This window comes from Chelativorans multitrophicus (assembly GCF_011317445.1).
GTDB lineage: Bacteria > Pseudomonadota > Alphaproteobacteria > Rhizobiales > Rhizobiaceae > Chelativorans > Chelativorans multitrophicus.
The window spans coordinates 446,699-466,407 of the sequence record NZ_JAAAPL010000001.1; the positions used below are offsets into that span (position 1 = coordinate 446,699).

Sequence of the window (19,709 nt, forward strand, 5' to 3'; positions counted from 1 at the left end):
AAGAAGGGAAGCTTATGGGGAACGCGCGGTGGTCCTTAACCGTCCAGAACGGTGGGCGTTTTCCGACTGGCTGCTTTCACGCACTCCCGCCGTGCGGCGATCCGATACGACGAGCTAGCCGCCAGCTTCTCGCTATGGTTCAGCTCGCCTCAATGAGGCGCCGCGCTCATGAGTCGACGGCCGAGATCATCCTGGCAAGGCTGACGATGAGCACGTTCGCCTCCGCTGCCGGAAGGTCTCGTCCCAACGACCGGCCATAGGCCGCGAGATTGGCGCGTGCCGCCGTGATGGGTTCCGCCTCCCCAGTGGCGGGCTGGGCGGAGGCAAGGAGCGACTGCATGAGTTTCTCGGCATGCAGTTCAACCGTCTTCACCTCGGTCCGCAGACGCTCGAAGCCGTCGCTGTCGGCTGCAAAGCCGTGCTTCTTCATCTCGCGCCGTATTGAGCGCAGGGGGATTACGGCAAGATCGCGCACCGGCTTAATCATCGCGTCAAGTCCGGCGAAGGCCGCTACGTCGAGCGTCCGGCCGTTCCGCGCCTGATAAAGTCCATAGAGAACAAGGTTCACGTCGCAGCCGGCCCGATCCTGTAGGGCAAGAGAAGCCGCCTGCACCTCCGGATCGGCATATAAGGCGAGGGAGAAATCCCAGAATGGGTTCGACATGCGGCCTCCAAATCGACTGAGGTCAGACTAGCCGTACGGGAGCGGTCAGGCCATAGTCATTGCGAGGGCGCGGTCGACCACCGCGACGAGCTGGCGGCGGTTGCGCAGCTCGCCTAGCGGACCATCTCGCGTGTCATCGCGGCTTGGTCCTGCATCTTTCGCGACGGCGATGTTCCTGAGCGTCACCCCATGCGAGAGTCGTCACGGCGACCCCTCCCGCACTGGACGGACGGATTGAAGCCAGGTCGACCAGACCACCACTCCGACGACGAGGCCCAGCCCAATGAGGGCGGGCGCGATGCCCGGTGCAATCAGGAGAACACCGCCGAGTGAGATCAGCGCGCGCTCAGCTCCGCTGAGCCGCTGTAATGCGAAGCCGCGAAGACCCGCGGAAAGTGCGACTGCACCAACCAGCGCGGTGCCGGTGGCGAGGATGATCTCTCTGACGGCCCCCTCCATGAGCAGGGCGGGGTTCAGCGCAAAGCTCATCGGCACAAGGAAGGCCGCGATGCCAAGGCGCACGGCCTGCCAGCCCGCCGCCCAGACGCTCGCGCCGGCCATCGGAGCGGTAACGAAAATCGCGATGCAGGTTGGCGGTGTGAAGAAAGAGGCAAGGCCCCAATAGACCACGAACAGGTGCGCTGCGATGTCCTGAACGCCCATCTGAATCAGCGCAGGGGCCATGAGCGTGGCGAGCGTCACGTAGGCCGGGGTCGCGTCGAGTCCCATGCCGATCAGGAGGCTGACAGCCCCGACGAGGACCAGCGTGACGACAAGGTTGCCGCCGCCGATATCGACGATGAAGCGCGAGACGTTGAGGCCGACGCCCGAGAGTTCCATCGCGCCAATCATGATGCCGACGGAAGCGGTGATGACGACGATGACGAGCCAGCGCATCACTGCGTCTTTCATCGCGAGAAGCAGAGGCCTTGGCAGGAGCCAGCGCGAGCGATCGGGCGACAGGAACGAGCAGAGCAGAACCACGCCGCAGCAATAAATCCCTGCCATTCCCGGCGGCAACGCGGCGATGATCAGGAACCAGATCAGCGCCAGCATGGGCAGCGCGTAGTACCAGCCGCTGCGCAGCGTCTTCCAGAAGGCAGGGAGGTCGGTGCGCGCCATAGCACGGATACCCGAGCGCTTTGCCTCGAAATGCACCGACGCGAAGATCACGATGAAGTAGAGGATCGCCGGGATCAGCGCCGCGATGACGACTTCGCGATAGGTGCGGCCGATCCATTCGGCCATGAGGAAGGCAATGGCCCCCATCACCGGCGGCAGGATCATGCCCCCGGTCGATGCCACCGCTTCAACGGCAGCGGCGAAGCTCGGCTTATAGCCCACCTCGCGCATCATCGGAATGGTGAACACGCCAGTGGTGGCGGCGTTGCCCGAGGGCGAGCCAGAGATGGAGCCGAACATAGCGGAAGCGACGACGGACGCCTTGGCCGGACCGCCGCTCGACCGGCCGGTGAGTGAGAGCGCGAGATCCATAAACCAGCGGCTGGCCCCTGCCCTCTCCATCAGAGCGCCGAACAGCAAGTAGACCATTACGATATTGACGGCGATGCCGAGCGGCGCGCCGAATATCCCGGATTCGCCGACATAGGAAGAGTAACGGAGCCGGTCGAGCGAATAGCCTCGGCCGTGCAGGACTCCGGGCAGATAGGCCTGGAACATCGCAATGGCGACGAAGCTCAGGATGATGATCGGCAATACGATCCCAGTCTTGCGGCGCACGAGTTCCAGGAGGGGAACGGCGACGCAGAGCGCCAGAATGACGCCGGTGGTGTCGAGCGCACCGAAGAAGCCGTAGTCCAGCACCTTGTCGTAGTTGAAAATGACAAGGCTGCAGCCTGCGGCAAGCGGCGCGAACACCAGAAGGTCGAGCCAGCGGAAGCGGACGCCGTCCTTAAGCGGTTCGCCCTCATGGCCGCTCGCGGCATGGGAGGTGAGCAGGATCAGCACAGCGGCAAGCACGAGGCTCGTGGCCCGGATCGACGCCTGAGGAATGAAGATGCCGAACCAAGTGGGCAACTGCGCTATCGTCACGACGTGCCAGAGCACGGTAAGGGTCGTGAGGACGAGCAATATGGGAGGGACGACCGGTTTAGCTTGGCTGGACATCAGTGCTGAACCCGTGGACACGCGAGGTTCCGGGCCACGCGCGGCAGCCTGGAACGGGTGAAAGATCAACGGGTGAGGAGCTTGTCCTGCTTGGCCTGGATCTCGTCAGTCCAAACGCCGATCTCCTTGAAGTAACGCACAACGCCATCGTGATAGGGCAGCGCAGGAGCTATCAGCGTATTCTCGACGGTCCATTGCCCGCCCGTCGCATGATAGCTGCGGAACTTTTCGATGTTCTCGAACACGGACTTGGCGATCTGATAGACGGTTTCTTCGTCGAGTTCAGGCGAACTGATCAGGTAGGTGTTCAGCGCGACAGCCGGCAATTCCTCGGGCTGGTTCGAGAAGTCGTTGGCCGGAATGTCTAGGCCGTAGAAGCCGTTCGGCAGGCGGGCAAGGATGCCGTCACGGTCTTCCTTCGAGATTTTTAGCGCGGTCATCACGCCGTCGTGCATCGGTTCCTCGATCTGGCCGGCGCGGCGGCTGAATGGCATCATGATCGCGTCCACGCTGCCGGCGCGGATCGCGTCGATGGTTTCGTTCGATTCCACCGTGCCGACGATGTTGACGTCCGACGGGTGAAGAAAGGCGTGCGTGACGAGTTCGAGCTCCGGCAGCGAGCGGCGCTTGCCGATCACGGTCTTGCCCACGAGGTCCGCAGGCGACGAGATGCCGGAGCCTTCGCGTACGAACAGCCAGCGATTGCTCGCCTGGCCCTGGATGACGAGACGCAAATCGATCGGGGCGGGAAAGCCGAATTCGCCGTTATAGCCCGAATAGGAAGCGAAGGAGTTGGAGATCGCCAGATCGACATTGTCATTGGCGATGCCGTTGACGTTAGCGGCAGAGCCGCCCACCGGCTCGATGGTGCTATTGATCCCCGAGCTTTCGCGGATCATCTCGCCGAGCCCGACGGCGAGGGTGTAAAATACCGAGCCCGCGCTCGAAGTGCCGATTCGCACGGAAGCGGCCTGGCTGAAGCTCACGCCGGGCAGCCAAAGCGTGGCAGTTCCGGCGGCGAGTCCGCCGAGCACTGCGCGCCTGGTGATAGTGGCAAAAGTCATGATTCCCCTCCTCCCTAATTGTCCGCTCCGCGGATATCAGTAATCGCATCGTCCTCCGCGCCCGTTGGCGATCATGCGAGCAGATGGGCCCGCGCAGTTCGGTCCTGCCTCCGCTGCGACTGTCCGCAGGAAATCGGCACGGGACAGGGCTCGTTCGCAGCAAGTGCCCCCGTCGGGCGGCACTGGCCCGCCGAGAACCGTAGCGAGGCTGGCAGAGGAGTTCGCTGCGCCCGACAGGATGCGGACGCCGGGCACTCAAATCCGTTGACGTTGTCAAACAGGACAGCGGGCGACGAATGGCCAGGCTTGAGCTGGGCGACCGTCTCGGCGTTAACGCGCCGCTTTCGCGACCGCGGTCTGCTCCCTCAAGGTGCGTGAGTTCCCCGAACCGCCCGATCGGGGCACGCAGCTTTTGATGGCACCAGCCCTGTTTCGGCCCGTCTGCCATTTCGGTTTCCTCCCTCCCGCCAAGCTCAGCGTTTTCACGCGTTTCGCGGCAGGATGACGCTCACAGTATTCGATTTGACCGGGGAGTTGCAACTAAAATAGCTAGGCAAGCTACATAAATGCTGGAGACTCAACACGTCTTCCTCGCCACGAGAAACCGGCTGTGGCGTGAGATCTAGAGCCAGGTTGCCGTCTTCAATCGGGATCGAATCAATTGCAGCAGAACCTTTCGGAACACCTCGTACTCGGCAGGGTCGATGCTGGTCCTGAGCCCTTCCTCGCGCTCGCGCATCTTGGCAGCGACGAATTTTAGCGCCTCTTGTCCGGAAGGCGTGAGGTAGAGATGGAAGGCGCGCTTGTCGTCGGGATTTCGCACCCTCTCGATGTAGCCGAACTCCGCGAGCCGGGTGATCGACTTCACCAGCGTCGCCGATTCGACGTCGAGTACCTTAAGGAGGCGTGCCTGCATCACGCCGGGGTTCTCGGCGATCAGGATCAAAACACCGGCCTGAACCGGCGTGATCAGCGATGCTGGCCCGACGATATCCGCCTTCCAGCTCGACACGAGCGAATTGTGCAGGCGCCGTACCAGAAAGCCCGTCGTGTGGTCGAGTTGGCCGAGTTCGATCGGCTCTTCTTGCTTGCTCGTTTCATCTGCCACCGGTCCGCCTCCCCGCAACTCGGGCAGAAAGGTAGCCTCAACATCTAGTGAATGACAAGGCGATGGGCTGGGGCTTTCGATTGCGGCATATAGTCGGGCCTGCCGTGAGCAGGCTATCGGACAGCCTCGCTGATCCGCGGCTCCATGTCGGGGGTCACCACGGCAGGACGCGCCGGAAGCGGCTGTTCTGCGCGCTCTCCGTTAGCTTCAATATCCTCAATGAGCCGCTTCATCACTTCAATTTCGCGCACTTGGGACGAAATGATTTCGTCGGCGAGTTCTCGCACGCGGGGGTCGCTTATCTCCGCCTTTCTTGCGTTGTTGATGGCAATGGAATGATGGGGAATCATCGATCTCATAAAGGCGGTATCCCGCACCAAGGCCTGGTTTCGGTTCAAGTACAGCAATACGCCGCCAGCGATGATCGCGGTGAGCAGGACCGTTATCTTGATGCCAGTGCCCTCATACATACCCCACATGAAGCCAAGCATCACGGCCGCCATCACGCACCCCATCACAAGCGAAGCTACCAGCCGATTTACGCTGAACGTCGCATGATCGAGGCTGAATACAAGCTGGTACATCAGGAAGAACATGATGACCGTAGAGGTGGCGATCACCAGCGCGAACCGCCCCCATCCCATTTTCATAACGTGCTGCCGGGGGTCCATGATCCCCTCCTTCGCCAGTTCGACAACCGACTAACGTAGCCGGCTGCCATTGGTTCGGCAGCAGAACGACACCGGGGCCGCGCTGCGGCGCATTACTGATCTTTGAGCTGAGCAAAAGAGAGCCCCGGCAGCAGGGCAGCAACCGGGGCTGGATATCCTATTTCAGGTCAATCACTCTGTGGCGGCACCTCCGGTATCGTCAGTTTCGCCAGCACCTCCGGTGTCAGTTTCATCGGCACCTCCCGTGTCGTCAGTTTCATCTGGCAAACCGGACGCGTCGTCCTGATCCCCGGTAACGGAATCTTGCTCGTCGCTCGTCGATCCTGTCGTCAGGTCATCGGCGGGCGCCATTCCGGGAGGGCAGGCACCGGGACCACCCTGTTGGGAGGGCGTATCCTGGCCCGAGGGGTGGAACTGCTGGGTTCCTTCTTGAAGCTCGACGCAATCTCCCGAGATATAGGCTTCCCCTTGAGGGACAAGCCTCCACACCCGCATTGTGCCCGTCGTGTCCTGCGCGGCTGCCGGGGCCGCTACGGCAAGCAGTAGAGCAGATGTCACTAGAATTTTGCTGCGCATATACTCTCCTTCCAGATAGGTTTTTCGAAAACCAAACCAGAGAGCTCGGCGGAAGTTCCTCTTTACTTCGCGCGCCGCCAAGCAACGGGCGCAAAACGCCCGGCGGTCGTCCCCGGCTCGCAAGCTATTGAAGAAGAGAGGCTGGAGCGGGCAGCGGGAATCGAACCCGCACTAAGAGCTTGGAAGGCTCCTGTGATACCATTTCACCATGCCCGCGACCGAAGCACACCTATTCGAGCGGATCGCGGAGGTCAAGCCCGCCGCGCTTGAACACTTGTGAGCTTTTCACCTGTGCGGAGAGTGAATGCAGATCCATACAGCACCATGCGCCGCTGGCGATTGCATCTTGGGCCAGATGATCATTCACACAGGAACAAGAACGTGGCTATCGAGGTGCGATGGCATCGCCGTGGACAATGTCTGGAGCTACATTGGCGAGCGAACGCCACGATCCAGACGAAAGATTATCCATGAACATTCTTGTCGACGGCACGGAAGGTGGAGACGCGACGATTCTGCTCGCGCACGGGGCCGGAGCCCCCATGGATTCTGCGTCGCTAAACGCCATCGCAAAAGCGCTTGCGGCAGAGAACCTGCGCATCGTCCGTTTCGAGTTCGGCTACATGGCGGCTCGCCGAAGCGGACAGAGAAAGCCGCCTCCGCGAGCCGAAACCCTTGAGCCGGAATATTTGGCGGCGGTCGATGCCTTGGCCGCTCAAGGTCCCCTGATCATTGGCGGCAAATCGATGGGCGGCCGCGTTGCATCGATGATAGCCGATGCGCTTTATGAGCGTCAGAAAATCGCGGGCCTTCTATGCCTTGGATATCCATTCCACCCGCCCGGCAAGCCGACCCAATTGCGGACAAGACATCTGATCGGGATCAAGACCCCTACCCTGATCTGCCAGGGGACGAGAGACGAATTCGGCACGCGCGACGAGGTGGCCACATACGGCTTGTCGGATCGGATCGAAATGCTCTGGCTAGAGGACGGCGATCACGACCTGAAACCGCGAAAAACTGTCTCCGGATACTCCACCGCCGACCATCTGCGAACTGTCGCCAAGACCGTCTCGGCGTGGGCAAGACGCATCGCACGATGAAGATTGCCACCTTCAACATCAACAATATCAACAAGCGGCTGCCAAACCTTCTCGAATGGCTTCATTTATCAAAGCCGGACGTGGTTTGCCTGCAGGAATTGAAAGCCACGGACGACGCCTTTCCGAAAAGCGCGATAGAGAGCTTCGGCTATAGAGCGGTCTGGAAAGGCCAGAAATCCTGGAATGGCGTGGCGATCCTATCGAGGGTAGGCGAGCCTGTTCTGACCAGGACGCGTCTTCCCGGAGACGCCGCCGACACGCAGGCCCGATATATCGAGGCGGCGGTAAGGGGGGTACTTATCGCTTCGATCTACGCGCCGAATGGCAATCCGCAGCCGGGACCGAAATTCGACTACAAGCTGGCCTGGTTGGAACGCCTGAGAAAGCATGCGACCGCGCTCCGGAAAACCGGCGCTCCGATTGTGCTGGCGGGCGATTTTAACGTCGCCCCCACGGATATCGATATTTATCCCACCAAGTCATGGGGTGATAACGCGCTCATTCAGCCGGAGAGCCGGGCAGCATTCAGGCGGCTTCTCGGCCGAAGCTGGACGGATGGCATCCGACTCCTGCATCCGGAACAACGCATATACACGTTCTGGGACTACAAACGCCTGCGCTGGCAGCGCGATGCCGGGCTGCGGCTCGACCACCTGCTGCTCAGCGAGAATTTACGCGGAGCTATCGTGAAAGCAGGTGTAGACCGCGATGTGAGAGGCAGGGAAGGCGCGAGCGATCATGCGCCCGCATGGATAGAGCTGAATTTGCGCCGGTGACCCTTCGGCTTTGGCATTTAGGGCAGGATGGTGGAGGGGGCTGGATTCGAACCAGCGTAGGCGAAGCCAACGGATTTACAGTCCGTCTCCTTTAACCACTCGGACACCCCTCCGCGCCTGCTGCTTATATAAGCAACGCGCAGGACTTATATGGGAAAACCGATCGGGCAGATCAACGCCGCTCCGTTTTCGTGTGCGCCTTATGGCCACGTCATTTCCGCCTGTCAACAGCGTCAAAGCGCATCACAGCGGAAAATCGCAAGAACCCGCCCCTGCGGCCATAGGCGTTCGGCCTCCTCTCGTTTATAGGAGGCGCCATGAGCGACCATAAGAAGACAGGAACGCCCAAGGATAGCCACTATGCGCGGCTACGCAGGGCTCATCGCGAACGCACCGCGCCCAATGAACGCGCGGGAGCGGATTTACCGGAAGGAATCGTGCGCCTCTATGGCTTGCATACCGTGCGCGCGGCCATCGACAATCCTGCTCGCTCGATCCGTCAAATGCTGGTGACGCGCAACGCAGCTCAAAGGCTGGGGATTGCCGATCCCAGCACCCTGCCCTTTCCGGTGGAAATTGTGGAACCCAAGGCCATCGACGCATTGGTGGGGGCCGATGCGGTGCATCAGGGCGTGCTCGTGGAAGCCACGGCCCGCACCCCAAAGCCATTCTCCGGCCTTGAGGATGCCTCGCTGGTCCTGGTTCTCGATCAGGTGACCGATCCGCACAATGTCGGTGCGATCATGCGTTCGGCGGTGGCCTTCGGTGCCGATGCGCTGGTGACCACCGCGCGGCACAGCCCCGCCGAATCCGGCGTTCTCGCCAAGGCCGCATCCGGCGCGTTGGAGCATATTGATCATATCGAGGTGCGCAACCTCGCCAACGCGATCGAGGAGTTGCATGCGGCCGGCTTCCTCACGGTCGGGCTCGACTCGGAAGGCCCGCAGCGCTTGGAAAAGACGCTGCAGGGCAAGAAGATTGCCCTCGTGTTGGGATCAGAGGGCAAGGGCCTGCGTCAGAAAACGCGCGAAACGGTCCGGGCGCTCGCGCGCCTTGACATGCCGGGAGCCATTCATTCCCTCAATGTTTCGAACGCGGCCGCTGTCGCTCTCTATATAGCGCGCCGATCGCTTGCCGAGGGCTCATAGACCAAACCACCAGGTGGCAAGGCCGAGGAAGCCGAAAAAGCCTACCACATCCGTTATCGCCGTCACGAAAACGGATGAAGCCACCGCGGGGTCCGCGCCAACCCGATCGAGCAACAGCGGAATCAATATCCCGGCAAGCGCCGCCACGAACATGTTTATGACCATCGCCGCGGCGATGATCCCTCCGATCGTAGGGCTTTGAAACCAGGCGCCGGCGACAAGCCCGATCAGCGTCGCGAAAATGACGCCGTTGAGAAGGCCCACGCCGACCTCGCGGCGGATAATGCGTCCCGCATTGTAGATATCGAGATCGCCGGTGGCGAGCGCCCGTACCGTCACGGTCATGGTCTGGGAGCCGGCATTGCCACCCATGCCCGCCACGATGGGCATGAGAACGGCGAGAGCGACCACCTGTTCGATCGTCGCATCGAAAAGGCTGATGACGGAGGCCGCGATGAAGGCGGTGACGAGATTGACCATCAGCCAGGGCACGCGGGAACGCCCGGCGGCAAGCACCGAGTCGGAAAGCTCCTCGTCGCCCACACCGCCCATCCGGAGAAGATCTTCCTCGGCCTCTTGGGTGATCACGTCCACCACGTCGTCGATGGTGAGCACGCCCACCAGACGCTCGTTCTCGTCCACCACGGCCGCCGAAAGCAGGTCGTACTGTTCGAAAATCCGGGCCGCTTCTTCCTGGTCCATCGTGGCCGGGATGGCATGGCGCGTCTCGCGCATGATCTCCTCGGTCTTGACGGACCGCTTCGTGCGGAGGATGCGGTCGAGGTCGACAGCCCCGACCAGCCGAAAGCTCGGATCGATGACGAAGATCTGCGAAAAGCTGTCCGGCAGGTTCTGGTCCTCGCGCATGTAGTCGATGGTCTGGCCGACCGTCCAAAAGGGCGGCACGGCGACGAACTCCGTCTGCATGCGCCGGCCGGCAGTCTCTTCCGGATAGCTCAGCGACCGGCGCAGCCGGACCCGCTCGGTGAATGGAAGCTGCGCCAGGATCTCGTCCTGGTCTTCCGGATCGAGATCCTCAAGGATGTAGACCGCATCATCCGAATCGAGCTGCTGGACGGCCTGTGCGATCTGCGTGTTGGGCAGGCTCTCGACGATGTCGAGGCGAATCGCGTCGTCCACCTCCGTCAGGGCCGTGAAGTCGAATTCGTCGCCCATGAGCTGCACGAGCGCGCGGCGTTGTTCGGGCTGGAGAGCCTCCAGCAGATCACCGATCTCGGATTGGTGCAGGCCGCCTACGTCCCTTCGCAGCGTCAGCGTGTCGCGATCTGCAATAGCGGCACCGATATGGGCGAGGAAATGCGCCGAGACGGAGCCATCCTCGCCATAAATGCCATGCTCCGGCGTCGCGGCCGGATTGCCGTCTCTTTCCTGCGTCTCCGGCTCGCTCAAGGACGCCTCCTACCGAATATCCGGCCACGACTACGCGCGTCGCGCCACCTCTAGCGCGCCTTCGGCAGGAACAAAAGCGCTGGAAAGACAAAGTTCAACGAAAGTCACACGGCTTATTGCCGCCGAAGAAGGCGCAGGTGAATTTGGACGCCGCTTGATCCGTCGCCGCGCCAGGGTCATTCTGCAAGGAAGCATGTGTCTCCATATCCGAGGTCATCCATGAGCACCCTCACCCGCTTTTCCGTGCGCCCGCTGGCAACCATGACACGGCATCTTGCCGATGTGGCTTCCGGCCGCGCAGAACCCGACCTCGTCATCAAGGGCGCACGGGTGCTCTCCACCTATTCCGAGCGTATCCTGCCGGATCGCGAAGTGTGGATCTCGGGCGGGCGAATCGCTGCGGTAAAGCCCGCGGGCAGCTATCGCGGCAGCGCGGCGACCATTTACGACGCGGCGGGCGGACTGATCGCGCCGGGGCTGGTGGACCCGCACATTCATATCGAATCAAGCATGGTCACCGCCTGCTCCTATGCGGAGGCGGCCCTTCTCAACGGCACCACCACGATCTTCTGCGACAGCCACGAAATCGGCAATGTCATGGATGTGGCGGGAGTCGAGGCAATGCTTGAGGATGCCCGCCAGGCACCATCGTCGATTTTCCTTACCGTTCCGAGCACGGTCCCCGCAACGTCTCCCGAACTTGAAACGGCAGGCGGCGACCTCACGGCCGAAAAGATCGCAGCCCTATTCGACAAATGGCCGGAGGCCGTTGCGCTGGGCGAAAAAATGGATTTCGTGCAGGTTGCCATGGGTGACGAACGCAGCCATGCAATCCTGGCCGCGGCGCTGGAGCGCGGGCGCCCAGTGTCCGGCCATGTCTATGGCCGGGAGTTCGTCGCAGCCTATGCTGCCTCGGGCGTGACCGACACGCATGAGGCGATCGATCGCGAGATCGCGGACGACCTGCTCGAAGCCGGCATCTGGCTTTTCCTGCGCGGCGGGCCGCCCACGACGCCTTGGCACAGCCTGCCGCAGGCCATCAAGACCATCACGGAGCTTGGCGCCTCGCACAAGCGCATTGCGGTCTGCACCGACGACAGGGACGCGGACGACCTGCTGCTCTTCGGCCTCGATTGGGTGACGCGCGAGGCGATGAAGGCGGGGATGAAACCCGAACAGGCCTGGGCAATGGGTTCTTTGCACGGGGCGACACGCTTTGGCCTGGAGGGCGATATCGGCGGCCTTGGAGGCGGGCGGCGGGCTGATCTCGTGCTCCTCGACGACGGCTTTAAGCCCGTCAACACCTGGTATGGCGGCGAGCTCGTGGTTGAGAACAGGAAGATCACGCCTCTGCTCGATACCGCTCTTTCCAACCGCTACCGCTATCCGGAAGCGGCCTATCACACGGTCAAACTGCCGAAGGCCGTGAAGCTTACGCCGGAACTTCCTACGGCAAGAGTCGTCGCCCATACGATCCGCACCGAGCTTCCCGGCATCACGCTCGGCCACGAGCGGATCACGCTGGAGCCTTCGAACCACTGGCAGGATCATTTCGACCGGCACGGGCTCTGCTTTGTGGCCGTTGTCGAACGGCACGGAAAGTCAGCCGGCAATGTCGCTCACGGGCTCTTGAGCAATTTCAACCTGAAGCGCGGCGCCGTCGCCTCCTCTGTCGGCCATGACAGCCACAACATCATCGTGGCCGGAACCAACGAGGCGGACATGCAGGTGGCGCTGCGCGCCATCGAGGAGGCGCAAGGCGGCGTCTGCGTGGTCATGGATGGAAAGGTGACTGCGATGGTGCCCCTGCCCATCGCCGGTCTCCTGTCTGACAAGCGGGTGACGGAAGTGGCGGAGGAGGTGAAAGCCTTGAAGGTTGAGTGGGAGAAGGCAGGCTGCTCCATCCCCTATATGGGCTTCAACCTCATCCCGCTTTCAGTAATCCCGGAAATCCGCATTACGGACAAAGGGCTCGTCCTCGTGCCTGAAATGGAGATCGTGCAACTTTTCGAAGCGGCTTGAGCAATAGATGCGAGATAGGCTAGGTCCGGCATTTCGGCCCTTACACAGCCTGGCTTTCTGCAACGAACTTCGCCAAGGCGAGAGAGGATGTCAGGCCGGGCGACTCGATGCCGAAGAGGTTGATCAATCCGGTGACGCTGTGTGCCCGTGGACCTTGAACGAGGAAATCCTGAACCGCCACCTCCGGCGGCACGATCTTCGGCCGGATACCCGAATAGGCCGGAAGCAGCGCTCCATCCTTCAGGTCGGGGAAATACCGGCGCACCCCGGCATAGAACAGCTCGGCCTTGGCGGGGTCGACCGCGTAGTGGAGGTTGTCTACCCATTCGATGTCCGGGCCGAAACGCGCCTGTCCGGCAAGATCGAGCGTCAGGTGGATTCCAAGGCCGCCTTTGACCGGAACAGGGTAGATGAGCCGCGAGAAAGGCGCCTTGCCGGCAAGCGAGAAGTAGTCGCCCTTGGCAAGGTATTCCTTCGGCACAAGCTGCGCGGGCATTCCTTCGATGCTCCGCGCCAGCTTCGGCGCGGAAAGCCCCGCGGCATTCACGAACAGGCGGCAGGAGAGCGTTGTGGGATCGGACCCGCCGATATCGAGCACGATGCCCTTATCGGTCACTCTCCCCCGCTCGACCGGGCTGTTTAGAACGAGGACGGCGCCGGCGCTTTCCGCGTCTCCCAGCAGCGACACCATATAGGCATGGCTGTCGATGATGCCCGTCGACGGGGACAGTAATGCTCCGGCCGTCGCCAGCGCCGGTTCGAGGGAGCAGGCTTCGGATTCGGTGAGCTGCCTCAAATCTGCAACGCCGTTCCGTTCCGCCTTTGCGGCAATTGCCGGCAGTTGCTCCAGTTCGGCCTTGGACGTCGCGACGATCAGCTTTCCGCATTGCCGGTGCGGTATATCGCGCTCTCGGCAATAGGCGTAGAGCAGTTGCCGCCCTTCCACGCAGAGGCGCGCCATGAGGCTATCGGCCGGATAGTAGATCCCGGCATGGATGACCTCGCTGTTTCGCGATGAGGTTTCGCTGCCGATTGAGCCTGCGGCCTCAAGAATGATGACTTCGCGCCCCATCGACGCCAAAGCACGCGCGACTGCGAGCCCGATCACACCCGCACCGGCAACGACACACTGAACTTCCTCCATGGGGGTCCCCTAGCGCGGGATTGGACGCAGCGCTAGGCTACCCGGGAAACGAGCTCGCCATTGGCAAAATGCGCCTTGAGGTTATTCGAAATGCGCTGCATCGCCGCCGAGACGGTTTCCGGCGAGCGGCCCGCCATGTGCGGTGTGATGATCAGGTTTGGCGCTTCAAGCAATTCCTGGGTGACGTTCGGCTCGCCCGCCACCACGTCGAGGGCAGCGCCCGCGATCCGCTGCTCATGAAGCGCCTTGACCAGCTCGTCCGTATCCACGATGGAACCGCGGCCTATATTGATGAGGAATCCCTTGGGCCCGAGCGCATCCAGGAATTCGCGGTTCACGATGCCTTTCGTGCCTGGTCCTCCAGGCGTGGCGATCACGATGAAATCGCTGTCGCGCGCGAGCTCGAGCGGCGAGGCCTTATATTCATACGGCACATCGCTTCGCTTGTTTCGGTTGTGGTAACGGATCTCCATGTTGAAGCCTAGGGCCCGCTCCGCGATCTGCAGGCCGATTTCGCCCAGCCCCAAAATGCCCAGACGCTTTTGATAGGCAAGCGCACGCGGCCCGCGGGACTTGAGCCACAACCCGTTGCGGACCTGCCGGTCCGCCCAGGATAGGTTGCGCGCGATCCCGAGGAGAAGCGCCATCGCGTGGTCCGCGACGGAGGACGCATTCGTCCCCTTACCTGTGCACAGGATCAATCCGAGCTCTTTCACCGCCGCAAGGTCGACATTCTCATGGCCGACCCCTTGCGTGTGCACCAATTCCAGCTTTCTGAGCCGGCGGAGCTGGTCTCCCGTCACACCGATCGAGCCATTCGTGACCAGGGCGCGCGTGGCGGGATACGCATCGATCGCCTTTTCGAACTCCTCAGGCGAAGGCGCATAGTGGACGACAAAATCTTCCTCCAAAAGCTTCAGCCCGGCGGAAGGCAATGGGATCCGCACCATGACCTCCGGTCTCATGCCGCCTTCTCTCCCGCATTGCCGCCTGCCGCAAGCGCGGCCAACATCTCCGGATACTCCTTATCGAACGGGAGGCCCGACGCCTTGAGCTTTTCATACGAGCCGCCGATCGTCTGCGCGATCGCGGTCGACAAAATGGGCTTGAGCCCAAGGCTTTCGAGAGTGGCGGCGGCTTCCTTCATCTCCGTCACCCGGCGGGCGCCGTGCTGCTGCGTGCGGCCGATGTAATAGGTGGCCGTCTGCCGCCAGTCGAGCCCGGGAAAGGTCTGCGAGATCGAATCGATTATGCGCTCGCGCACCCCCGCTTTCTCCGCCGCGGTAAGACTTTCGAGCAGGAGCGCCTCGATGCCCTTCACGAGGATTGAGCGGATCATCTTCACCGCACAAGCTTGGCCGATCTCGGTCCCGACAGCCTCGATATCCATTCCCGCGCCGGTCAGGATCCTTGCCGCGCGCTCCGCCTCCCCTCCGGCCAGGAGGATCGGCACCTTGTGCTCGTAAGGCGGCACGCGCGCCATGACGGCGCCTTCGACGAAGTCCGCATCGCCTCCCCTGGCCAGCGCCTCGCCCACCCTCTTCTTGGCGTCCGGCCCGATGGAGTTAAGGTCGATGAAGACCTGTCCCTTCCTCAGATGCTTGCCCGCATCCTCTCCCACTTTAACCGCCGCCGACCCCACTACGAGGGAGAGCACGACGTCCGCACCCGCGACCGCCTCTACCAGGCTGGTGCAGGCCTTTACTTTCCGCGCCTCCGCCCGGCTCTTGAGATCAGGCGCTTGAGCGGCATCCGCGAAACGGAGGTCGAAGGCGGAAAGCCCTTCCACCGAGGGCTCCTTGCTCAGGCCCATTGCCATGGCCTGCGCGGCTTCGCCGAAGCCGATGAAAGCGATGTTCGTCATTGATGCTCCTGTTTTTCAACGACCGTTCCTGGGCCCGTCAATCCGGCCGACCAAGCCCCGCATCCACTCTTGTATTTTTCTGTCGACCTTTGTATTCAAAGAAAGACAGGCCTGCAAGATTGCGGCTGGCGAAAAGTGCGTCGGCGCCGAGGGAGGAACGAATGCATGCGAATCTTTTGAAGCACAGGCTCGGCTCTGGCGAGCCGACATTCGTTTTCTCGGTGCGCATGGCGCGCACGGTCAACATCGTCTCGATGGCGCAGGCGGCGGGCTATCACGGGCTTTATGTGGACCTGCAGCACAGCTCGATCTCGATCGACACTGCCGCGCAGATCTTCTCCACCGCCCTGCACAGCGAGGTGACGGCCTTCGCGCGCGTGCCGAGCCTGGAGCCGGGGCTGGTATCACGCGTGCTCGATGCGGGCGCCCAGGGCATTCTCGCTCCCGATATCCGCTCGGCCGCCGAGGCAAAGGCACTGGTCCAGGCAGCGCTGATTGCGCCCAAGGGCGACCGCTCCGTCGGCAGCGGCATCCCCAATCCGCGTTTCAAAGGCCTTTCGGGTGGCGCACTGGCCGCCGCCATCAACGATGCTACCTTGCTCATCGCCATGATCGAAACCGAGGAGGCGGCAGAGAGGGCTGGGGAAATCATCGGCGTCGACGGCATCGACGCAATCCAGATCGGCAGCAATGATCTCACCACCTCCATGGGCATACCTGGCCAATACAAGCACGATCGGGTCCAGACAGTCTATGGAAAGGTTATCGCCGCCTGCAAGGCCGCCGGAAAACCCCTGATCATCGGCGGCATCCGCAAGAGCGATGAACTGGAGCCATATGTGCGGATGGGTGCCTCGCGCTGCTACTTTACCGGCGCGGACACCAACTTTTTGATCGAGGGGGCAATGAAATTCATGGCCGAGGCGAAAGCCGCCGACGCCGCGATCGTCGGCTGAACATCACGACAAACATGACCGGGAGGAACTGATGAAAACGATTTTCTTGGCTGCAGGCGCCGCGGCGCTTGCACTCTTTGCGACCGCGGCTTCCGCCGAATATCCCGAGCGTGCGATTACCGTGGTCAATCCGAACTCGGCAGGCGGCGGCACCGATGTCGGCATCCGCACATGGCAGCCCTATGTGGAAGCCTGCCTCGGCCAGGGCGCCGTGCTCGTGCCGACGGCGATGCCCGGCGCTGCCTCAGCGGTGGGTATCACCGCGCTCGCCAAGGCCGCGCCGGACGGCTACACGATCGGAATGGCGAACATGCCGAACCTGGTGACGAACAATCTCTCCAAGCCGGATCAACCGTCCTTCGAGGACTTTGAGTGGCTCGGCAACATCATCGGCGTGAATTCAACGCTCAATGTGCGCAAGGACAGCAAGTTCCAGACACTCCAGGAAGCGATCGACTACATCAAGGGCAGTTCCACCCCGATTAATGTCGGCATGGGCGGCGTGGGCGCAGACGATCACCTTGCGGGTCTCCAGTTCCAAAAGCTGATCGGCGCCAAGCTCAACTTCATTCCCTTCGGCTCGGGGGCGGATTCGCGCAACGCCCTTCTGGGCGGCCAGGTCGAGTTTTCCCTGATGTCGAACGTGGAAGCCGCCGGATTCCGCGATGAAATCCGTCCGCTCGCAATTGCCGCGGAGACGCGCTCCGAGCTCTTCCCGGAGGCTCCCACATTCAAGGAACAAGGGATCGACCTGGTGGGTGGATCCACCCACGTCATCGGCGCACCGAAGGGCTTCCCCGAGGAGGCGCTGGCAAAATGGCGTGAGTGCATTCAGGTCGCCGGCAAGGACCCGAAGTTCCTTGAAGACGCAGAGAAGCGCTCGCTCTCGCTGAATGTGATGACGGCCGAGGAAACCGAAGCCTTCATTCGCGCCCAGCACAAGGCCCTTTCTGAGCTTTGGGCAAGCGACCCCTGGATCAAGTAACCCGGCTTGGGCGAGGTCCTTCGATGAGGTGTTAGCCGCCGCTGGCTGATCCAGCGGCGGCCTTTTTCTCGCAGAGGTTACAATGGACAGCGAAATCGAAACACTCGTTGACCGGATTCAGGGCCGGATATCAGGCCGAGAGCCCTGGAAGGACGTGCTGGAGGACCAGCCCGGCCTCAGCGACGAGGATGCCTACCGCATCCAGTTCGCGCTGATCCGCCGGCTTGCCGCCGCAGGAGATCGCGCAGTAGGCTACAAGGCCGCCTATACAAGCGCCGCCGTCCAGGCTCAACGCGGCAATGGCGGCCCCATTGCCGGCGCTTTCCTGCAGTCGGGATTTCTGCCGGAAGGCGAGCCGATCGCCATCGTTCCGGAGCGTCGCAACGCGGTGGAGCCGGAAGTGGCGATCCTTCTCGGCGCCGATCTTCCCGGGCCGCAGGTGACGCCGCTCGATGTCCGGCGGGCGGCCGCCCTCCTGCTGCCGGCCATCGAAGTGGCGGTCGGCGCGCCCGGCGATCTGAAGCGCAGCCGACAGATGGTCATTGCCACCAACAAAACCGCCGGCAGCGTTATCGTCGGCGGGCCGGGCCGCGCGCCGGACGGGATCGATCTCAGGCTAGAAGGATGCGTGATGACGATCAATGGCAGCCCGGCCGGGTCTGCCACGGGCGCGGAAGTAATGGGCGATCCTTACAATGCCGCCGCCTTTATCGCCAATACCGTGCTTGCGAATGGCGGGATGCTCACAGCCGGTATGATTCTGATGACCGGCTCAATCATCGCCGCGGTGCCGATCGAGGCAGGCGACGACGTGCGCGCCGAGTTCACGCGGCTGGGGAGCATTCATATCCGGTTTGCGAGGTGAGTGGCTAGTGGCTGGCCGTCCCCTCACTTGCAATTTCTAACACTTAGCCTTCGGCTAAGATGTTGAGATCGCTTTCTCTCCCACAAGGGGAGAGATATGGGTCGCCTACGCTTCCATAAGCCGCCAAGATCAGCGACTGGCAGCGAGGGTAATGCCAGCGTTATCTCTCCCCTTGTGGGAGAGAAAGCGTTTTCCTGCATCTGCGAGCGGGCTTTTACCCGAGCACGTGCTTGGAAACGCAAGAGAGGGGAATTTTGGTCACGCTATCCGGTGCACGATATCTCCCTTCCCGAAGAAATGCGCCTTCAGGTTCTTGGATATCTGCCGCCTGGCAAAGACCACCGCTTCCGGGGAGCGGCCGCCGATGTGCGGGCTGAGGATCACATTCGGTGCGCCGGCCAACTCCGGCGAAATCACCGGCTCGCCTTCCCAGACATCCAGGCCGGCGGCGGCGATAACCTTTCCATGCAGCGCCTCGACGAGTGCTGCCGTATCGACCACGCTGCCGCGGCCGACATTGATGAGAACACCGGATGGGCCCAGCGCTGCCAGCACGTCGCGGTTGACCAGGTGGCGCGTTTCCTCTCCGCCCGGGCAGGAGATGATGAGGATGTCGGAGGCTGCGGCGAGTTCCCTGGTTGTGGAATAGTATTCGTAGGGGGCGCCTTCGCGGGGCCTGCGATTGTGGTAGAGCACGGTGGCTTCAAAGGCTTGGACGCGTTTGGCGACGCCCAGACCGACCTCCCCGAGCCCGACAATGCCGACACGCTTTTCGAAGATCAGAGGGCGGGGATAGCGTGCTTCTTCCCAGATACCCGAGCGAACCGCCCGCTCCGCTGCCGGAATGTCGCGCAGGACCGCCAAAAGCAACCCCAGAGCTTGCTCTGCCACCGAAAACGCGTTCGTGCCGGCATTGTTGGCGACGATGATCTTTTTCTCCCTTACCGCTTCCATGTCGATCTTTTCGTAGCCGACGCCGACGGTATGGATCATTTCCAGATGGGGAATCGCGCGAATCTGATCACCGGTGAGACCGATGGACCCGTTGGTGACAACGCCTCGTGTCGTGGCGCCATGCTCGCGGATTGCCTTTTCGAGCTCTGGAAGCGTGGGCGCATAATAGACAGTGAAATCCTCCTCCAAAAGCGCGATGCTTTCGGGCGGAAAGGGCACACGGACAATCACCTCGGGTTTCATGAGCATTCCCCAACTGCGTAATAACTGAG

Annotated in this window: 18 protein-coding genes and 2 tRNA genes; 7 read left to right on the forward strand and 13 right to left on the reverse strand. The window is 62.0% G+C overall.

The window, feature by feature from the left end; translation table 11 throughout:
* Positions 1-166 precede the first annotated feature (166 nt).
* From GNP00_RS02300 to GNP00_RS02330, 7 genes are all read right to left on the reverse strand, one after another.
* Entirely contained in the window at positions 167-664 is a 498-nt protein-coding gene (locus GNP00_RS02300) for a TIGR02444 family protein (protein WP_011580432.1), read from the reverse strand.
* Positions 665-865: 201 nt separating this feature from the next.
* Complete coding sequence (locus GNP00_RS02305) at positions 866-2,812, reverse strand: TRAP transporter fused permease subunit (protein ID WP_157038031.1); 1,947 nt, start codon at positions 2,810-2,812, stop codon at positions 866-868.
* A 44-nt stretch (positions 2,813-2,856) separates the two neighbouring features.
* Positions 2,857-3,855, reverse strand: a complete 999-nt coding sequence (locus GNP00_RS02310; RefSeq protein ID WP_011580430.1) for a TAXI family TRAP transporter solute-binding subunit — start codon at positions 3,853-3,855, stop codon at positions 2,857-2,859.
* 622 nt (positions 3,856-4,477) lie between these two features.
* A complete protein-coding gene (locus GNP00_RS23545; protein WP_011580429.1) occupies positions 4,478-4,963 on the reverse strand; it encodes a MarR family transcriptional regulator in 486 nt (161 codons plus the stop codon).
* Between the two features lie 113 nt (positions 4,964-5,076).
* Positions 5,077-5,634: a DUF305 domain-containing protein gene (locus tag GNP00_RS02320; RefSeq protein WP_011580428.1), complete on the reverse strand. Its 558-nt coding sequence runs from the start codon at positions 5,632-5,634 to the stop codon at positions 5,077-5,079.
* Positions 5,635-5,805: 171 nt separating this feature from the next.
* Positions 5,806-6,210 (reverse strand): hypothetical protein, encoded by a 405-nt coding sequence (locus GNP00_RS02325; RefSeq protein WP_011580427.1) that lies wholly within the window; start codon positions 6,208-6,210, stop codon positions 5,806-5,808.
* Between the two features lie 142 nt (positions 6,211-6,352).
* Positions 6,353-6,426: transfer RNA gene (locus GNP00_RS02330), tRNA-Gly, on the reverse strand.
* A gap of 254 nt (positions 6,427-6,680) precedes the next feature.
* Here GNP00_RS02330 and GNP00_RS02335 point away from each other — a divergent pair.
* Entirely contained in the window at positions 6,681-7,313 is a 633-nt protein-coding gene (locus tag GNP00_RS02335) for an alpha/beta hydrolase family protein (RefSeq protein WP_041544577.1), read from the forward strand.
* Positions 7,310-8,089 carry an exodeoxyribonuclease III gene (xth, locus tag GNP00_RS02340; protein WP_011580425.1) on the forward strand — a complete coding sequence of 260 codons (780 nt, stop codon included), beginning with the start codon at positions 7,310-7,312 and terminating at the stop codon, positions 8,087-8,089. The genes GNP00_RS02335 and xth overlap by 4 nt, the downstream gene beginning before the upstream one ends.
* Before the next feature lie 28 nt (positions 8,090-8,117).
* Here xth and GNP00_RS02345 read toward each other — a convergent pair.
* A tRNA-Tyr gene (locus GNP00_RS02345) sits at positions 8,118-8,202 on the reverse strand.
* A gap of 204 nt (positions 8,203-8,406) precedes the next feature.
* Between GNP00_RS02345 and GNP00_RS02350 the strand changes: the two genes are divergently transcribed.
* Positions 8,407-9,237 carry a TrmH family RNA methyltransferase gene (locus GNP00_RS02350; protein ID WP_011580424.1) on the forward strand — a complete coding sequence of 277 codons (831 nt, stop codon included), beginning with the start codon at positions 8,407-8,409 and terminating at the stop codon, positions 9,235-9,237.
* On the opposite strand, the gene mgtE is transcribed toward GNP00_RS02350, so the two are convergent.
* Positions 9,232-10,647 (reverse strand): magnesium transporter, encoded by a 1,416-nt coding sequence (gene mgtE, locus GNP00_RS02355; protein WP_011580423.1) that lies wholly within the window; start codon positions 10,645-10,647, stop codon positions 9,232-9,234. The genes GNP00_RS02350 and mgtE overlap by 6 nt on opposite strands.
* A 219-nt stretch (positions 10,648-10,866) precedes the next feature.
* Between mgtE and GNP00_RS02360 the strand changes: the two genes are divergently transcribed.
* A complete protein-coding gene (locus tag GNP00_RS02360; protein ID WP_011580422.1) occupies positions 10,867-12,669 on the forward strand; it encodes an adenine deaminase in 1,803 nt (600 codons plus the stop codon).
* 40 nt (positions 12,670-12,709) lie between these two features.
* Here GNP00_RS02360 and GNP00_RS02365 read toward each other — a convergent pair whose 3' ends face one another.
* The 3 genes from GNP00_RS02365 to GNP00_RS02375 are packed head-to-tail and all read right to left on the reverse strand — an operon-like array spanning position 12,710 to position 15,677.
* A complete protein-coding gene (locus tag GNP00_RS02365; RefSeq protein WP_011580421.1) occupies positions 12,710-13,813 on the reverse strand; it encodes an NAD(P)/FAD-dependent oxidoreductase in 1,104 nt (367 codons plus the stop codon).
* Positions 13,814-13,845: 32 nt separating this feature from the next.
* Positions 13,846-14,778 (reverse strand): 2-hydroxyacid dehydrogenase, encoded by a 933-nt coding sequence (locus GNP00_RS02370; protein ID WP_011580420.1) that lies wholly within the window; start codon positions 14,776-14,778, stop codon positions 13,846-13,848.
* Positions 14,775-15,677 (reverse strand): NAD(P)-dependent oxidoreductase, encoded by a 903-nt coding sequence (locus tag GNP00_RS02375; protein WP_011580419.1) that lies wholly within the window; start codon positions 15,675-15,677, stop codon positions 14,775-14,777. Before GNP00_RS02375 ends, GNP00_RS02370 begins: the two co-directional genes overlap by 4 nt.
* Positions 15,678-15,838: 161 nt before the next feature.
* Here GNP00_RS02375 and GNP00_RS02380 point away from each other — a divergent pair, with 161 nt between their 5' ends.
* The 3 genes from GNP00_RS02380 (at position 15,839) to GNP00_RS02390 (ending at position 18,483) form a co-directional block, all read left to right on the forward strand.
* Positions 15,839-16,633, forward strand: coding sequence for an HpcH/HpaI aldolase family protein (locus GNP00_RS02380; protein WP_011580418.1), 795 nt, complete (start codon positions 15,839-15,841; stop codon positions 16,631-16,633).
* A 31-nt stretch (positions 16,634-16,664) separates the two neighbouring features.
* Positions 16,665-17,618 carry a tripartite tricarboxylate transporter substrate binding protein gene (locus GNP00_RS02385; RefSeq protein ID WP_011580417.1) on the forward strand — a complete coding sequence of 318 codons (954 nt, stop codon included), beginning with the start codon at positions 16,665-16,667 and terminating at the stop codon, positions 17,616-17,618.
* Positions 17,619-17,700: 82 nt separating this feature from the next.
* Positions 17,701-18,483, forward strand: coding sequence for a 2-keto-4-pentenoate hydratase (locus GNP00_RS02390; protein ID WP_011580416.1), 783 nt, complete (start codon positions 17,701-17,703; stop codon positions 18,481-18,483).
* 258 nt (positions 18,484-18,741) lie between these two features.
* On the opposite strand, the gene GNP00_RS02395 is transcribed toward GNP00_RS02390, so the two are convergent.
* A complete protein-coding gene (locus GNP00_RS02395; RefSeq protein WP_011580415.1) occupies positions 18,742-19,680 on the reverse strand; it encodes a 2-hydroxyacid dehydrogenase in 939 nt (312 codons plus the stop codon).
* Between the last annotated feature and the right edge of the window lie 29 nt (positions 19,681-19,709).

What these genes read in the sequence shown, in the direction of transcription:
- GNP00_RS02300 (WP_011580432.1), bottom strand. Translation starts at nt 664, where the DNA reads ATGTCGAACCCATTCTGGGATTTCTCCCTCGCCTTATATGCCGATCCG.
- GNP00_RS02310 (WP_011580430.1), bottom strand. Translation starts at nt 3,855, where the DNA reads ATGACTTTTGCCACTATCACCAGGCGCGCAGTGCTCGGCGGACTCGCC.
- GNP00_RS02320 (WP_011580428.1), bottom strand. Translation starts at nt 5,634, where the DNA reads ATGGACCCCCGGCAGCACGTTATGAAAATGGGATGGGGGCGGTTCGCG.
- GNP00_RS02325 (WP_011580427.1), bottom strand. Translation starts at nt 6,210, where the DNA reads ATGCGCAGCAAAATTCTAGTGACATCTGCTCTACTGCTTGCCGTAGCG.
- GNP00_RS02335 (WP_041544577.1), top strand. Translation starts at nt 6,681, where the DNA reads ATGAACATTCTTGTCGACGGCACGGAAGGTGGAGACGCGACGATTCTG.
- xth (WP_011580425.1), top strand. Translation starts at nt 7,310, where the DNA reads ATGAAGATTGCCACCTTCAACATCAACAATATCAACAAGCGGCTGCCA.
- GNP00_RS02350 (WP_011580424.1), top strand. Translation starts at nt 8,407, where the DNA reads ATGAGCGACCATAAGAAGACAGGAACGCCCAAGGATAGCCACTATGCG.
- GNP00_RS02360 (WP_011580422.1), top strand. Translation starts at nt 10,867, where the DNA reads ATGAGCACCCTCACCCGCTTTTCCGTGCGCCCGCTGGCAACCATGACA.
- GNP00_RS02365 (WP_011580421.1), bottom strand. Translation starts at nt 13,813, where the DNA reads ATGGAGGAAGTTCAGTGTGTCGTTGCCGGTGCGGGTGTGATCGGGCTC.
- GNP00_RS02370 (WP_011580420.1), bottom strand. Translation starts at nt 14,778, where the DNA reads ATGAGACCGGAGGTCATGGTGCGGATCCCATTGCCTTCCGCCGGGCTG.
- GNP00_RS02375 (WP_011580419.1), bottom strand. Translation starts at nt 15,677, where the DNA reads ATGACGAACATCGCTTTCATCGGCTTCGGCGAAGCCGCGCAGGCCATG.
- GNP00_RS02380 (WP_011580418.1), top strand. Translation starts at nt 15,839, where the DNA reads ATGCATGCGAATCTTTTGAAGCACAGGCTCGGCTCTGGCGAGCCGACA.
- GNP00_RS02385 (WP_011580417.1), top strand. Translation starts at nt 16,665, where the DNA reads ATGAAAACGATTTTCTTGGCTGCAGGCGCCGCGGCGCTTGCACTCTTT.
- GNP00_RS02390 (WP_011580416.1), top strand. Translation starts at nt 17,701, where the DNA reads ATGGACAGCGAAATCGAAACACTCGTTGACCGGATTCAGGGCCGGATA.
- GNP00_RS02395 (WP_011580415.1), bottom strand. Translation starts at nt 19,680, where the DNA reads ATGAAACCCGAGGTGATTGTCCGTGTGCCCTTTCCGCCCGAAAGCATC.